Origin of the sequence: Roseobacter phycocola, from assembly GCF_042055075.2 — a bacterium.
Lineage (GTDB): Bacteria > Pseudomonadota > Alphaproteobacteria > Rhodobacterales > Rhodobacteraceae > Roseobacter.
The window spans coordinates 3,341,909-3,356,258 of sequence record NZ_CP194010.1 but is presented as its reverse complement, the minus strand read 5'-3'; the positions used below and the strand labels follow the sequence as shown (position 1 = coordinate 3,356,258).

The 14,350-nt window shown below is 57.7% G+C and carries 15 protein-coding genes; 5 read left to right on the top strand and 10 right to left on the bottom strand.

Annotation, left to right across the window (positions count from 1 at the left end; all coding sequences use genetic code 11):
- Position 1: 1 nt before the first annotated feature.
- Positions 2-1,912: a molecular chaperone DnaK gene (gene dnaK / locus AB4K19_RS16620; protein WP_375229387.1), complete on the bottom strand. Its 1,911-nt coding sequence runs from the start codon at positions 1,910-1,912 to the stop codon at positions 2-4.
- A gap of 211 nt (positions 1,913-2,123) precedes the next feature.
- On the opposite strand from dnaK, the gene AB4K19_RS16615 reads away from it, so the two are divergent.
- Positions 2,124-2,723 (top strand): alpha-ketoglutarate-dependent dioxygenase AlkB family protein, encoded by a 600-nt coding sequence (locus AB4K19_RS16615; RefSeq protein WP_375229386.1) that lies wholly within the window; start codon positions 2,124-2,126, stop codon positions 2,721-2,723.
- Between the two features lie 26 nt (positions 2,724-2,749).
- Here the strand turns inward: AB4K19_RS16615 and AB4K19_RS16610 are convergent, their stop codons facing one another.
- Together AB4K19_RS16610 and AB4K19_RS16605 are read right to left on the bottom strand one after the other, a co-directional pair.
- Positions 2,750-4,726 carry a CFI-box-CTERM domain-containing protein gene (locus AB4K19_RS16610; protein WP_436398351.1) on the bottom strand — a complete coding sequence of 659 codons (1,977 nt, stop codon included), beginning with the start codon at positions 4,724-4,726 and terminating at the stop codon, positions 2,750-2,752.
- 159 nt (positions 4,727-4,885) lie between these two features.
- Positions 4,886-5,710, bottom strand: a complete 825-nt coding sequence (locus tag AB4K19_RS16605; RefSeq protein ID WP_375229383.1) for an ABC transporter permease — start codon at positions 5,708-5,710, stop codon at positions 4,886-4,888.
- A gap of 119 nt (positions 5,711-5,829) precedes the next feature.
- Here AB4K19_RS16605 and cysQ point away from each other — a divergent pair, with 119 nt between their 5' ends.
- From cysQ to galE, 4 genes are all read left to right on the top strand, one after another.
- Positions 5,830-6,627 (top strand): 3'(2'),5'-bisphosphate nucleotidase CysQ, encoded by a 798-nt coding sequence (gene cysQ, locus AB4K19_RS16600; RefSeq protein ID WP_375229382.1) that lies wholly within the window; start codon positions 5,830-5,832, stop codon positions 6,625-6,627.
- Positions 6,627-7,430, top strand: a complete 804-nt coding sequence (locus AB4K19_RS16595; RefSeq protein ID WP_436398348.1) for a 3-deoxy-manno-octulosonate cytidylyltransferase — start codon at positions 6,627-6,629, stop codon at positions 7,428-7,430. Before cysQ ends, AB4K19_RS16595 begins: the two co-directional genes overlap by 1 nt.
- Before the next feature lie 205 nt (positions 7,431-7,635).
- Positions 7,636-8,529, top strand: coding sequence for a UTP--glucose-1-phosphate uridylyltransferase GalU (gene galU / locus AB4K19_RS16590; protein ID WP_375229381.1), 894 nt, complete (start codon positions 7,636-7,638; stop codon positions 8,527-8,529).
- A gap of 11 nt (positions 8,530-8,540) precedes the next feature.
- On the top strand, positions 8,541-9,524 hold the full coding sequence (galE, locus tag AB4K19_RS16585; protein ID WP_375229380.1) for a UDP-glucose 4-epimerase GalE: 984 nt from the start codon (positions 8,541-8,543) through the stop codon (positions 9,522-9,524).
- 38 nt (positions 9,525-9,562) lie between these two features.
- Here the strand turns inward: galE and AB4K19_RS16580 are convergent, their stop codons facing one another.
- The 7 genes from AB4K19_RS16580 to AB4K19_RS16550 all read right to left on the bottom strand — a co-directional run bounded on the left by AB4K19_RS16580 (position 9,563) and on the right by AB4K19_RS16550 (position 14,321).
- Positions 9,563-10,027, bottom strand: a complete 465-nt coding sequence (locus tag AB4K19_RS16580) for a PTS sugar transporter subunit IIA (RefSeq protein WP_375229379.1) — start codon at positions 10,025-10,027, stop codon at positions 9,563-9,565.
- Positions 10,028-10,065: 38 nt separating this feature from the next.
- Positions 10,066-10,632, bottom strand: a complete 567-nt coding sequence (gene hpf / locus AB4K19_RS16575; RefSeq protein ID WP_375229378.1) for a ribosome hibernation-promoting factor, HPF/YfiA family — start codon at positions 10,630-10,632, stop codon at positions 10,066-10,068.
- Positions 10,633-10,878: 246 nt separating this feature from the next.
- A complete protein-coding gene (gene lptB / locus AB4K19_RS16570) occupies positions 10,879-11,637 on the bottom strand; it encodes an LPS export ABC transporter ATP-binding protein (RefSeq protein WP_375229377.1) in 759 nt (252 codons plus the stop codon).
- Positions 11,637-12,089, bottom strand: coding sequence for an LptA/OstA family protein (locus AB4K19_RS16565; protein ID WP_375230918.1), 453 nt, complete (start codon positions 12,087-12,089; stop codon positions 11,637-11,639). Before AB4K19_RS16565 ends, lptB begins: the two co-directional genes overlap by 1 nt.
- A gap of 43 nt (positions 12,090-12,132) precedes the next feature.
- Complete coding sequence (lptC, locus tag AB4K19_RS16560; protein ID WP_375229376.1) at positions 12,133-12,741, bottom strand: LPS export ABC transporter periplasmic protein LptC; 609 nt, start codon at positions 12,739-12,741, stop codon at positions 12,133-12,135.
- A gap of 6 nt (positions 12,742-12,747) precedes the next feature.
- A complete protein-coding gene (locus AB4K19_RS16555; protein WP_375229375.1) occupies positions 12,748-13,710 on the bottom strand; it encodes a KpsF/GutQ family sugar-phosphate isomerase in 963 nt (320 codons plus the stop codon).
- Positions 13,707-14,321 carry a ribonuclease D gene (locus AB4K19_RS16550; RefSeq protein ID WP_375229374.1) on the bottom strand — a complete coding sequence of 205 codons (615 nt, stop codon included), beginning with the start codon at positions 14,319-14,321 and terminating at the stop codon, positions 13,707-13,709. Before AB4K19_RS16550 ends, AB4K19_RS16555 begins: the two co-directional genes overlap by 4 nt.
- Positions 14,322-14,350 lie beyond the last annotated feature (29 nt).

The following is a 14,350-nucleotide window of genomic DNA, read 5'->3' as shown; positions in this document are numbered from 1 at the left end:
ATTATGCGCGCTTGTCGTCGTCAAGATCCTCGAACTCCGCGTCAACGATGTCATCATCGTCTGCACGGGGCTCGTCAGCAGCTTCCGGTGTCTCTTCACCTTCTTCCTGAGCCGCCTTGTAGATGGCTTCACCCAGTTTCATGGCTGCTTCGGTGACGTTCTGGATACCGGACTTGATCTTGTCGGCATTGTCGGTTTCCAGCTCATCCTTGAGCGCGGCAATGGCGAGTTCAATCGCTTCGATGGTTGTCGGATCAACCTTGTCGGCGTGCTCTTCCATCGATTTCTCGGTCGAATGGATCAGGCTCTCTGCCTGGTTTTTCGCTTCAATGAGCTCGCGGCGCTCTTTGTCGGCCTCCGCGTTCTCCTCGGCGTCCTTCACCATTTTCTCGATGTCGTCATCCGACAGACCACCGGAGGCCTGGATCGTGATTTTCTGTTCCTTACCGGTGCCCTTGTCCATCGCGCCTACCGACACGATGCCGTTGGCGTCGATGTCAAAAGTGACCTCGATCTGGGGCATACCGCGCGGGGCCGGCGGGATGTTTTCCAGGTTGAAGGCACCAAGGATTTTGTTGTCAGACGCCATTTCGCGCTCACCCTGGAAAACCCGGATGGTCACAGCGTTCTGGTTGTCCTCGGCGGTCGAGAAGATCTGCGACTTCTTGGTCGGGATGGTGGTATTGCGGTCGATCAGACGGGTGAACACGCCACCCAGTGTTTCGATACCCAAGCTCAGCGGCGTTACGTCGAGCAGCACCACGTCCTTGACGTCACCCTGCAGAACACCGGCCTGAATGGCGGCACCCATCGCAACAACCTCGTCAGGGTTCACACCCTTGTGTGGCTCTTTACCGAAGAACTTCGTCACTTCCTCGACCACTTTGGGCATGCGGGTCATACCACCCACGAGCACCACTTCGTCGATGTCGCCAGCGGAAAGACCAGCATCCTTCAGAGCGGCCTGACATGGTTTCAGCGAGGATTTGATCAGATCACCGACCAGGCTTTCCAGTTTGGAGCGGGTCAGTTTCATGACCATGTGCAGCGGCTGGCCGTTGGAGCCCATCGAGATGAACGGCTGGTTGATCTCGGTCTGGCTGGAGGAGGACAGTTCGATTTTGGCTTTCTCTGCGGCCTCTTTCAGACGCTGCAGGGCCATCTTGTCCTGTGTCAGGTCAACCTGGTGCTCTTTTTTGAACTCATCGGCGAGGTAGTTGACGATGCGCATGTCAAAGTCTTCGCCGCCAAGGAAGGTGTCACCATTGGTGGATTTCACTTCGAAAAGGCCATCGTCGATTTCGAGGATGGTCACGTCGAATGTACCGCCGCCAAGGTCATAGACCGCGATGGTTTGTGTGTTTTCCTTGTCGAGGCCATAGGCAAGTGCTGCAGCTGTCGGCTCGTTGATGATCCGCAGAACCTCAAGACCGGCAATCTTGCCCGCGTCCTTGGTTGCCTGACGCTGGGCGTCGTTGAAATAGGCCGGAACCGTGATGACAGCTTGAGTCACGTCTTCGCCCAGATAGCTCTCGGCGGTTTCTTTCATTTTGCCCAGGATGAACGCAGAAATCTGCGAGGGAGAGTACTTCTCGCCCTTTGCCTCAACCCATGCGTCGCCGTTACCGCCGTCGATAACGGCGAAGGGGAGGTTTTTCTTATCCTTGGCAAGATCCGCGTCGTCGTTGCGACGGCCGATCAGGCGCTTGACGCCAAAGATTGTATTGTCAGGGTTGGTGACCGCCTGGCGTTTTGCCGGCTGGCCGACGAGTCGCTCTTCGTCAGTGAAGGCGACGATCGAAGGTGTCGTACGTGCACCTTCTGCATTCTCAATAACACGCGGCTGCGAACCGTCCATGATGGCGATGCAGCTGTTTGTGGTTCCAAGGTCGATACCGATCACTTTGGCCATTTTCTGATCCCTCTTAAAACTTAAGGCGATGACACGGAATGCGGACCCGTTTTGGCGCCCTGATCCCGATCTCTTTTCACATGAAGCGGGTCGCCCCATGCGGTTCGGAGGGTATATAAGGAGGGGTCAGCGGCCCTGCAACCTTTGAGAGCGCCGCCTGCAGGGAATCCGGCAGAAAATTCAGCAATGACAGCCAGGAGGGGCAGGACTGATGCAAATGAGCATCGCGGGCTTTGAAATTCACAAGGGTTTGCTCGACAGAACCGCCTGCGAAGCACTGGTGCAGGATCTGCGTGACATTGTCCGCCAGGCACCCTTTTTCGATCCCGTTACGCCCCGGGGCAAGCCGATGTCTGTGCGGATGACTGCTGCGGGTCAATATGGCTGGATCACGGATCGGGCCGGTTACCGCTACAGTAAAACGCATCCCGCCGGCATGTCCTGGCCACCCATTCCTGAAAGTGTCCTGCAGATATGGCGCGGGGTCTCCGGTACGGACCGTGTGCCGGAGTGCTGCCTGATCAACTATTATGGCGAGGGCGCGCGCATGGGCATGCATCAGGACAAAGACGAAGCGGGTTTTGACTGGCCTGTCGTGTCCGTGTCGCTGGGCGATGATGGTCTTTTCCGGATGGGTGGTGTCGAACGGGGTGGCAAGACACAGTCTGTCTGGCTGGAAAGCGGTGATGTCGTCGTGATGGGGGGAGCCGCGCGCCTTGCCCACCACGGGGTGGATCGTATCCGGTTCGGGTCTTCATCCCTGCTGGAAAACAATGGACGGCTCAATCTGACGCTGCGGGTCGTGACCTAGCATCCCTGCGCCCGTTCCACTGAAAGTCAGGCAGCTCCGGCAAGGTCCGGCAGGTCATCAGTCTCCAGAAAACAGGCCTCGAGCTTTTTCACCATCGTGCAATAGATGTGGAATGCCTTCTCGTTTTGCCCCACCCGGATGGCTGCAACGCACAATGAAATGACTCCGTAGACGGTTTCCCAGATTTCTTCTTCATCTTCACGCCGGTGAATGGCCGCGACGATCGCAGGCGCGGTTCTGTAGTAGAGCCCGACCAGATACTCGCCATCTGACCTCGTGAGCAGATATTCATCCCTGAACCGGCGCAGCACCTCAAGTTCTGTGCAGTCGTCGCTCAACCCTCTGTGCGTCACGCAGGCCGTTGTCAGATAGCAGGGCCCGCGGCGGCGGCGTGGCGCAGCAGGTGCCGCTGCCCGCGCTGCTTCTTCCTGTCGGTTGCGTTCCTCCCGGGCCTTGTGCACGCCCGTCAGCCATTCCACCTGGATAAGCTGCGACACCCAATTGGGGTCCATCAGAGCCCGTTTGGTTTCGCTGTCTGGGTTCGCGCCGGCCTCGCGTTCATTTTGCTGACCGTAGAACTCCAGGATCAGGGGCATAAGCGCGACAGGTCCCGTAATGAACGGCACCATCGCCGGATCGTAGTCATAATCAGCTTTTTGCAGACCATTGCCAATTTTTTCCAGCATAAAATCTAGAAAGCGTTGGTTGGGAGGAGCTGCGACCAGATTGTTTGAAATGTTGCCCCGCATGTACTGCGCCATCGCTGCGATACGCGTTTTGTCAGACAACGCCTGATCTGATTCGATGGAGTCTCCGGCGTTCGCCCCGGCAAGAGTATCTGCAGACATGTCCGTGTGGTCCGCGACTTCCAGACCTGTTTCGAACATCTTCTGAAATGCCTGGCGGACGCCTCCGGCCAGATCATTCTGCAGGTCTGCCTGAACCGTGAGGTCGCCGGCCCTATGCGAGCGGGCGAGCGCCATCGGAAGATTGCTTTCCATGTCACCCACATACTGAATGTTGGGACCAAATGCGGGAATGCCCGTTTCATCCGACATCGTCATATCCCATGAACTGACATCGGCATCCCCAAGGTTGAGATCCACGTCCATGTATATCCCGCCCTCGCTCAGCAGAATCGAGTACCGCGCAAGGTCGGACATCATCGTGAAAGCGCCTTTCGCGCCTTCTTGCGTCTTTTCATACGCGATTTCATAGGTCGGCTTCACACGGTCATCGACCTGGTCCTGAAGAGTGCGGTTGATTTCAAAGTTGGGGGCAAGTGCCAGTTGCCGGAGTTCGTCGCTGCCATCCAGAAACCCGCATTTGCGGCTGTCAGTCCACAGTTTGATGCCCCAGCCGACCTTGTCGGTGATACTTGCGTGAATGCTGCGGATGTTCTCGACTTCCCCACTGCCAATACTGTCGCCGATCCAGATCATATGGATGACGTTCGGCACTGCCTTTTTGCTTCCGTCATTCTGGTGAGCATTCACGATCGCCTGAATTTGCGGGAGGCTGTCATGATCTTTGCGCCGCACGGCTTCTACAAGAAGCCGGTTCAGGTCCTGTCGGTTGGCCGCTTCGTTGTCCGCGACGTAGGTACGGATAGGGTCCAGGCTTGCCGAATCGAGCTCGACCCCGGCGTCGCCCGGAGCCGTACGTATGCCAAGGGGCACGCGCTGAACGGGTGGCGGCAGATCAGTACTGCGGTCTGAAACCTGCAGGTTTTCTGCACCGCGCTCCTGCGATTCCATGTCAGCGGATAAGGATGCGGCGCCCTCTCCACCGGGTTTCCGGGCCAGAACTGCGGTGCTGTGATCTGCACGGCTTTGAAGCTGAGCGAGCCGTTGCGCAGGAGGGCTGCTCGATGCCTGATCCTGAAGGCCTGACAGGATTTCTGACTGAATGCCGCTTTCCGCGTTTTCGTGTGTGGCCTGACTGCCGGAACGCCGGGGCTGGCGCGCAGCGGCTGAAACCGGTGCTGGACTTTGTGTTTTCATTCTGGCTGTGCTGACCGGTCTTTCGAATGCTCGCAATAAGTGTATCACAAAGTCCCATCAGCAGGAGACCTTTTGTGAACAGTTTCGATCAGAACATGCCGGACGCGCGCGCCGCCTGTCTGCGGTGCGGTACCCGTTTCCCGAAGCAGCCTTTTGTGATCAGCGCCGTGCGCTCCAGCTGATGGAGGCATGTCGGCGGGTGTAGAACTCGCCCATCAACCCGATCATCACCAGTACGACGCCGACGATCAGCGCGTATTCCCAGTTTGTGAACCGCGGGACGTAGTTGATGAAGATGAACCCGCGCGCCTGATCGATGGAGTGAAACAGCGGGTTCCAGTCAAACATTGCCAGCATATAGCCGGGCATGACGTTCGCCACGAACATCTTGCCCGAAGCGATCATATTGGCCCGCTGATAGATCGTGTTGAAGATGGTCACAAACTGCGGCATCCAGGGTTTGAGCGCCAGCAGAACAAGGCCGATGGCAACACCGGTGAACCAGGCAATCATGAACATCGCAAAGGCGGCAAAGGGTTCGTCGATTGTGATCGGTGTCCATGCCACATGATACAGAAACAGGATCACAGACATCGACAGGACCTGAATATAGAGCGAGCCCACAGCCGCCGAAGCGATGGCAATGATCGTGTTCATCGGCGCATGCTGCATCATCGGGCTGGCGGGGCCCTCGGAACTGACAACAGCGCCCATGGCCTTTGTGTGCGTCATAAAGAGAAAGACGCCGGACATAATGTAGAGCAGGAAATCGCCCCGCACTGCGGCACCCTGCAGACCGAGAAGGGCGAACATGGCATAGAAGGCGGCCACAAAAATCACCACCTGCAGCAGGTTTATTCCGATGGCCAGAAAGGCGTTCGAATGCGTCTTGCGTACGGAACGCACCACTGAATGGTATATCAGCGAGAATATCGTGAGGGCAGAAGACAGAGTACCCTGTCGTCTGTGGGATGCCTGAAACATGTCTGCCGGGCCTCGTGTTTAAGGGCAGTATTGCACGGATTTCTTGCTGTTCCGTTAGGCTGACAGCATAAGGGGCGGTGACGGTTTGATCAACAACTGAGGAACCAGGAATAAAGTATATGAATTACAGTATGTTGGAAGCTGAGATGCGACGGCTTGCTCTGCTGGGCGGCGCGCGCATCATGGAGATTTATGAGGCTGACGACTTTGAGGTGAAGGTCAAATCCGATGCGAGCCCTGTGACAGAAGCTGACGAAGCTGCGGATGAAATTATCTCTGCGGGGCTGCGTGAATCGTTTCCGGAAATACTGCTGGTGACCGAAGAGCAGGCGGCAACTCACGACAAAACGGGTGACACCTTTCTGATCGTGGATCCGCTCGACGGCACCAAGGAATTCATCAACAGACGCGGGGATTTTACCGTCAATATCGCCCTTGTAGAGAACGGGATACCGACCCGTGGCGTGGTCTACGCGCCTGCCCGGGGGCGTATGTTCTACACTGACAGCACCGGCCGTGCCGTTGAGGAAACCGGTGTGCTGGCACTGGATCAGGTCGGCCCGCTGAACCCCATATCAGTCTCTGAGCCGGACAATTCCGCACTGATGGTTGTGGCGTCCAAATCCCACCGGGACCAGGCGACAGATGACTACATCAACAAATATGCCGTGCAGGACATGAAGAGTGCCGGCAGTTCCCTGAAATTTTGTCTCGTTGCAACTGGTGAGGCGGACATCTACCCCCGGCTGGGGCGCACGATGGAGTGGGACACTGCAGCAGGCGACGCAGTACTGCGTGGCGCGGGCGGAATCGTCGTGCGGTTCGATGATCATTCACCGCTGACTTATGGCAAAGAGGGGTACGCCAATCCCTTTTTCATCGCGAGTGCGCCGGCCGTGACGCTCAAAACCGGCTGATGTCTGTTCTGATTGCAATCCCCGCCCGTTACGCGTCATCCCGGTATCCCGGGAAACCACTCGCTGTGCTGCGCGGCGCGTCGGGCGAGGGTCAGAGTCTGATCGAACGCAGCTGGCGCGCGGCAATGTCCGTTTCCGGTGTGGACCGCGTGGTCGTCGCCACGGATGACACCCGCATTGAAGAGGCCGCCCATGCCTTTGGCGCCGAGGTCGTGATGACGTCACCGGATTGCGCAAACGGTACCGAACGCTGTGCTGAGGCTCACGAAAAACTGGGTGGTGGATATGACATCGTGGTCAACCTGCAGGGCGACGCGCCACTGACACCACACTGGTTTATCGAAGACCTGGTCGAAGGGCTTCGGGCAGCACCTGACGCCGAAATTGCCACGCCGGTTCTGCGGTGTGACGGCGCAACCCTGAACGGTTTTCTCGAAGACCGGCAGGCCGGACGCGTCGGCGGCACCACAGCGGTGTTCGGCGATGGCGGTCAGGCTCTTTATTTTTCCAAGGAAGTGATTCCCTTTACCGGCCGGACCTGGACCGGAGATGAAGCGGAAACACCGGTTTTTCACCATGTCGGCGTATATGCCTATCGCCCGGCCGCGCTCGCCGCTTATCCGGGCTGGAAGACAGGACCGCTGGAACAGCTGGAAGGCCTCGAACAGCTCAGATTCCTTGAGAACGGGCGCCATGTCCTGTGTGTTGAGGTTTCCGCCCGGGGCCGTCAGTTCTGGGAACTCAATAACCCCGAGGATGTGCCGCGTCTGGAAAAGATGATGAAGGAGATGGGGGTTAACTGACTTTTGTCAGAGATGTCGCCATAACTGGCGGCATTCCGCCATAATTATGCCATCCCCAACGTTATGGTGCGCAGGGGAAAGAAGGACTGTATCTCTCCGGGCATTCAGCCATGAAATGCTGTACGACCCGGATCGTGTGAGGCCATTGGCACAGTGAGGCGATTATGTGGTACAGTGGCGCAATGTATTGTTAGGACCAAGAGTAATGAAACATAAGGTAACCAAAGCGATTTTCCCGGTCGCAGGACTGGGCACGCGCTTTCTGCCCGCCACCAAGTCAGTTCCAAAAGAAATCATGACGCTGGTCGACAGACCGCTCATCCAATACGCGATCGACGAGGCCCGTGCCGCCGGGATCAAGGAATTCATCTTTGTTACCTCACGCGGTAAAGGGGCGCTCGAGGATTACTTCGACCACGCGCCTCAGCTCGAGGAAGAGCTGCGCAAAAAAGGTAAAACCCAGCTTCTCGAAACGCTGGAATCCACGAACATGGAAAGCGGCGCGATTGCCTATATCCGCCAGCACCGCGCGCTTGGTCTTGGCCATGCGGTCTGGTGTGCGCGCCGTCTGATCGGGGACGAGCCGTTTGCCGTTATTCTGCCGGATGACGTGATCGCCGCCGAAAAACCCTGTCTTCAGCAGATGGCGGAAGCCTATGAGGAAACCGGTGGCAACATGGTTGCCGCGATGGAGGTTCCTGCCGCCAAAGCATCATCATATGGCATGCTCGATATTTCCGAGGACATGGGCGCGATGGTGCGGGTCAAGGGTATGGTCGAGAAACCACCCGCCGGTGAAGCGCCGTCCAACCTTGCTGTCATCGGCCGTTATATTCTGTCGCCTACCGTTCTGCAGAATCTCCACAGCATCAAATCCGGCGCTGGCGGTGAAATCCAGCTGACGGATGCCATTGCGACAGAGATCGGAACCGGCAACGGGGTGTACGGCTACCGGTTTGCCGGCCAGCGGTTCGACTGTGGATCCAAGTCCGGGTTCCTGCAGGCCACCGTTGCATTTGGTCTGGCCCGCGATGAACTGCGTGACGATCTGTCCGCTTATCTGCATGATATTGTCACGATGGGCAAAGCAGCAGAGTAAGGCAGCACTCCATGACCAATATCCTGGTAACCGGCGGCGCGGGCTATATCGGCTCGCACGCCTGTAAGGCTCTGAAAGCGGCGGGATACACGCCTGTAACCTTTGATAATCTGATCACCGGATGGCAGGACGCCGTCCGGTTCGGTCCGTTCGAACAGGGGGACCTGCTGGATCCGGCGCGGCTCAGGGAAGTGTTTGCCAGGTGGAAGCCAGCAGCTGTCATGCATTTTGCGGCACTCAGCCAGGTTGGCGAGAGTATGCAGCAACCGGGCGTTTACTGGCGAAACAATGTGCAGGGGTCTCTGAATCTGATCGAGGCGGCCGTTGAGAGCGGATGCAAACAGTTTGTGTTCTCCTCAACATGCGCCACCTATGGCGATCAGGACAACGTGGTTCTGGATGAGAACAGCGAACAGCACCCGATCAACGCCTATGGCGCCTCAAAACGCGCGATTGAAGACATTCTGCGCGACTTTGATGCGGCTCATGGGCTGAAGCATGTGATTTTCCGCTACTTCAACGTGGCGGGTGCGGATCCCGAGGGTGAAGTGGGCGAATTCCACCAGCCTGAAACACACCTTGTGCCGTTGCTGCTCGATGCCATTGACGGCAAACGCGATGCGCTCACGATTTTCGGCACTGACTATGACACGCCCGACGGTACCTGTATCCGCGATTACGTGCATGTCTGCGATCTGGTTGATGCTCATGTTCTGGGGCTGAACTGGCTGGAGCAGGGCAAAGGGTCCCGCGTTTTTAATCTTGGGACGGGAACGGGTTTCTCCGTGCGCGAGGTTATGGATCAGAGCCGTGCCGTGACCAACAGGCCGGTGCCCTATACGGAAGGTGACCGCCGCCCCGGCGACTGCACCCGACTTGTGTCCGGGTCGACCCGCGCCGAAGCCGAACTGGGCTGGACCCCGTCGCGCTCGACAATGAAGACGATGATCCGGGATGCATGGCGCTGGCATCAGAGCGGGCACTACGACCACTAGACCCTGAGACCGCCTTCTGAATGGGGAATGGGAGCGGCTTACGCGGCCTGTTCGGCCTCACCCGAAGTCAGGATCGTATAGAGCGTAGCCGGATCCGGATTCGCCCGCAGTTTGGCGCAGATTGCCGAGTCCCTCAGCGTGCGTGAAACGAGCGCCAGAGCTTTCAGGTGCTCAACACCTGCATCTTCCGGTGCAAACAAACCGAATGCGATGTCTACGGGCTGGCGGTCGACGGCATTAAAATCAATCGGCTTGTCCAGCAGAACAAAAACCCCGGCCACCGATTCCAGACGCGACGTGCGCGCATGCGGCAGTGCCACGCCGTAGCCTACGCCAGTCGGTCCAAGTGCCTCGCGCGCCAGCAGCGCATCCAGGATTTCACCGGAGGGCAGGCCATAGACCTGCTCAGCCAGATCGCCAAGGCTCTGCATCAGGCGCTTTTTACTGGAGGCCGAGGTGATAACCTTAACGGCCTCCGGTTTAAGGAGGGTAGCAAAATCCATAAATTACGCACTTTTGCCCGGGGTTTCCGCGCAGGGTCCTACTGAGGGTCAATCCAGCCGATGTTGCCATCTTCGCGGCGATACACGACATTCAGCCCGTTTTTGCTCTCATTCCGAAAGACCAGGACGGGCGCGCCAGCGAGTTCCATCTGCATCACGGCTTCTCCGACGGAGAGAGATGGGATTTTGGTTTCCATCTCGGCCACGATCATGGGCTGCAGCGTGTCCGGCTCATTATCTTCCGAGTCGGTTTCTGATGCGAGGATATATGAGGAGCCTCCGTATAATTCAACCGGTTCTGATCGATCTTTGTGATGATCTTTCAACCTGCGCTTGTAGCGCCGCAGCTGCTTCTCCATCTTTTCGCAACATGCATCAAATGCTGCGTATATTTCCGTCTGATGTGCTTTGGCCTGAGCGGTCAGACCGGTTGACAGGTGAACTGTCGCTTCACAAACGTATTCATGCGCCGATCTGGAAAAAACCACGACAGCTTCGGTGGGACGCTCTGCGTATTTCTTGACAGATTCGCCAAGTTCTTCTTTGACGTGCGTCTGCAGTGCTTCACCAATGTCGATCTGTTTTCCGCTGATCTGATACCGCATATCTTCTCCTTCTCATGGCGAACTCCGGCTGGTGTCAGCGACTGAACGCTGACGACAGTTTAACGGAGTTTCAGAAAATGGCTTAAGTTCAGGTTGTTAGCGTCGAACCCCTGCAGAGCAGGGTAAAGGTCCAAAAGACAGAGCCGGATACTAGCCATGCGTCTATTGAGCCCGAAAAGGCGCGCTTGAGTCAAACAAAACACACTCTCAAAACGCGAAAAAATGGTTAACGCGCTGGAGGGTCTGTTAAGAAATCCGGAAGTTGTCGCCAAGATATACGCGGCGGACATTCTCATTCTGCACGACATCATCCGGTGTGCCGGACATCAGAACCTGCCCTTCGTGCAGGATATAGGCACGGTCCACAATCTCGAGCGTTTCGCGCACGTTGTGGTCCGTGATCAGCACGCCGATTCCGCGGTTTTTCAGGTCCGACACAAGCTGGCGGATGTCGCCGACGGAAATCGGGTCCACGCCGGCGAATGGCTCATCCAGCAGCAGATACCGGGGATTCGCTGCGAGTGATCGCGCAATTTCGACGCGGCGCCGTTCCCCACCTGAAAGGGCAAGCGCAGGTGCGCGGCGCAGGTGCTCAATGGAGAACTCGCTCAGAAGCTCCTCCAGACGCTCACGCCGTTTGTGGCGGTTGCTCTCCGTTATATCCAGGATCGCGGCAATGTTGTCCTGCACGGAAAGACCACGAAAGATGCTCATTTCCTGCGGAAGGTACCCGATACCCATCTGCGCACGCCGGTACATGGGAAACCCGGTCACATCCTGACCATCGATTGTCACAGACCCGCCTTCAGGCGTCACCAGGCCGGCGATTGCATAGAAGGTGGTGGTTTTTCCGGACCCATTCGGACCAAGGAGTGCGGTAACCTCGCCACGCTCCAGATACATTGAAAAGTCGCGGATAACCGTCTTCTTACGGTAAGATTTTCGCAGGTGCTCAACACGCAGTCCGGCGGACCCTTCGGCAACAGTCAGTTTGGGCGCGGCCATCAGTTGTCGCCGGTCTGCAGAACAGTCCGGATGTTCCCGCTCATCCGGGCAGTGCCCTCGCGCAGCTGGACCGTCATCTGGTCTGCTGATAGAACTGAAGGACCCTGCACAAGCAGGACATTGCCGGTCATCACGATAGAGCCATTGTCGATATCGTAATTCGCGGCCTCAGATTCGGCGGCGTCCTCGCCGGACACGAGTGTTACCCCGCCGGATGCCTCCAGGCGCTCGATCCCTTCGGCGGCGGTTTTGTAAACCACGAGGACTTTGGCCGCGGACAGCCGCATTTCACCCTGCGCAATCACGACGTTGTCGGTGAAAACAGCGGTTCCGGTTTCCTGATCGACAGACAGGTTATCCGCTGTGACCTCCACCGGCAGATCCGTCGACTGCTGCAGCGCGCCAAAAGCCACATTCGCGCCCTGTGCAGCGGCAACGTTTGCCATAACCATAAGCGACAGGGAAAAAGCAATCAGTCTGAACACATTCACGGAGTTAATCTTCCACCTCTTTCGGCTGATATAGCAGCTTAACGCCATTTGTGAAAACCATTTGGGCGTTTGCGTCGTTGCGTCCCGCCCTGAGGTGCATGGCGCCGGCAACGAGATCCCCCGCCGGCGTAATTGCCGATACTGTTTCCGGAGACCTGACATCAAGAGCGGTGACCCGAGCCGTCAGGAACTGGCTGCGCACTTCGTATCCCTGGGATGAGACCAGAATGACGTTGCCGGTCAGATCTGCCTGATCATCCGCCAGCAGAACAGAAGCGGTGTCCGACTTCACGGTCACGGCGGTCCCACCCGCCATATCAATACGGACGAACACGTCTTTGGCACGGGTCTCGCCGACAAGCTCCTGCGGGCTGGTGACTTCTTCCGCCACGAAAGCAATCAGATCACCGTCAGCGGTCGTGCCCGAGAAATAAGGTCCGGTGATTTTCTGGTTCGCCAGTCGGTTCTGAACATCGGCATCCGCAAAGGGAATAGAACTGGTCGGGTCAGTCGCACGCGAGAGCAGGAAAAGCGTCGACAGAATGGCCAGTGCCATGATGGGCAGGGCTACTTTGAGCCATGCGACCATCTGCGAATACCGGTCTCCCTGCATACCCGCTTATCCCAGTCCGACGCGCAGGCAGTCGTGAATATGGATAAGACCCACAACGGTTTCAGGTGCCTCAGGCCGCACCACCAGGAGGCAGGTGATCTCGCGGGCATTCATCACACTGACGGCTTTTTCGGCCAGATCACCTGGCGCAATGGTGACCGGCGACGGCGTCATCACCTCGCCGGCGCAGGCGCTGCTGAGCTTGTCGAGGTGCCGGCCGATGTCTCCGTTGGTGATGATCCCGCGCAGTTTTCCGGTGGCATCTGTCACGGCAACCACGCCGAATCCCTTCTGACCGATGATAGCCAGAGCGGAGGCCATCGGTGCATCCTCAGCGACCAGCGGCAGTGCATCGCCCGTGTGCATCAGATCTTCGACGCGGCTCAGCTGGGCGCCCAGTTTTCCGCCGGGATGGAAATCGCGGAAGTTTTCCGGCGTGAACTCGCGGTGCTCCATCAGCGCGATTGCCAGGGCATCACCCAGTGCCAGCGTCATTGTCGTGGAGTTCGATGGCACGACACCGGTACCACAGGCCTCGCCCAGCGATGGAAGCAACAGCACAACGTCGCATTGGCGACCGAGGCTGCTGTGTGCATTGCGCGTAATCCCCAGCAGGGGAATGTCGTAGCGACGCGAATAGGTGACCAAGTCGGCAAGCTCCGGCGCTTCGCCCGAATTGGAAATCGCCAGGACCACGTCGGCGGAAGTGATCATGCCAAGATCACCGTGGCTGGCTTCTGCAGGGTGCACAAATTGCGCAGGCGTGCCGGTGCTGGCAAGTGTGGCCGCAATCTTGCGTGCAACATGCCCGGATTTGCCAATGCCGGTGACAATGACACGCCCCTTGCTGTTGAGCAAAAGATCGATCGCTTCGCGAAACCGTCCGTCTAGGGTCTCAGCCAGGTGGCTGAGCGCGTCAGCCTCCGCGCGGATGACCCGCCGGGCGGTATCGATAAAGGGTGTTTTCATGAATGGGCGAAAATATCCGTGTCCGGCCAGCCCGCCAGATCGAGCTGCGCCCGCATTGGCAGGAAATCAAAACAGGCCTGCGCCATTTCCATTCTGCCTTCGCGTTCCAGCATGATGTTCAGTGCATCACGCAGCTGATGCAGGTAAAGAACGTCGGAGGCGGCATAATCCACCTGCGCGTCCGTCAGAGTTTCGGCACCCCAGTCACTGGATTGCTGCTGTTTTGAAATGTCGATGTTCAGCAGTTCCTGCAGCAGTTTGGCCAGGCCATGACGGTCCGTGAAAGTCCGGACGAGGCGGCTGGCGATCTTGGTGCAATAGACCGGCGCGGTAACCGCACCGAAAGCGTTGAGCATCGCGGCGATATCAAACCGGCCGAAGTGGAACAGCTTCAGCACGTCCGGATCTTCAAGAAGGCGGCAGAGGTTTGGGGCCTCTGTCTGACCGATGCTGATCTGCACGAGATGCGCGTTGCCATCACCGCTCGAAAGCTGCACGACGCACAGCCTGTCCCGGTGTGGGTTGAGCCCCATGGTTTCGCAGTCAATGGCGACCACAGGACCAAGGTCGAGGCCATCGGGCAGATCATTTTTGTATACAGAGTGAGTCATGGCACCCCTATAGCCTGACTTCTCCGGGC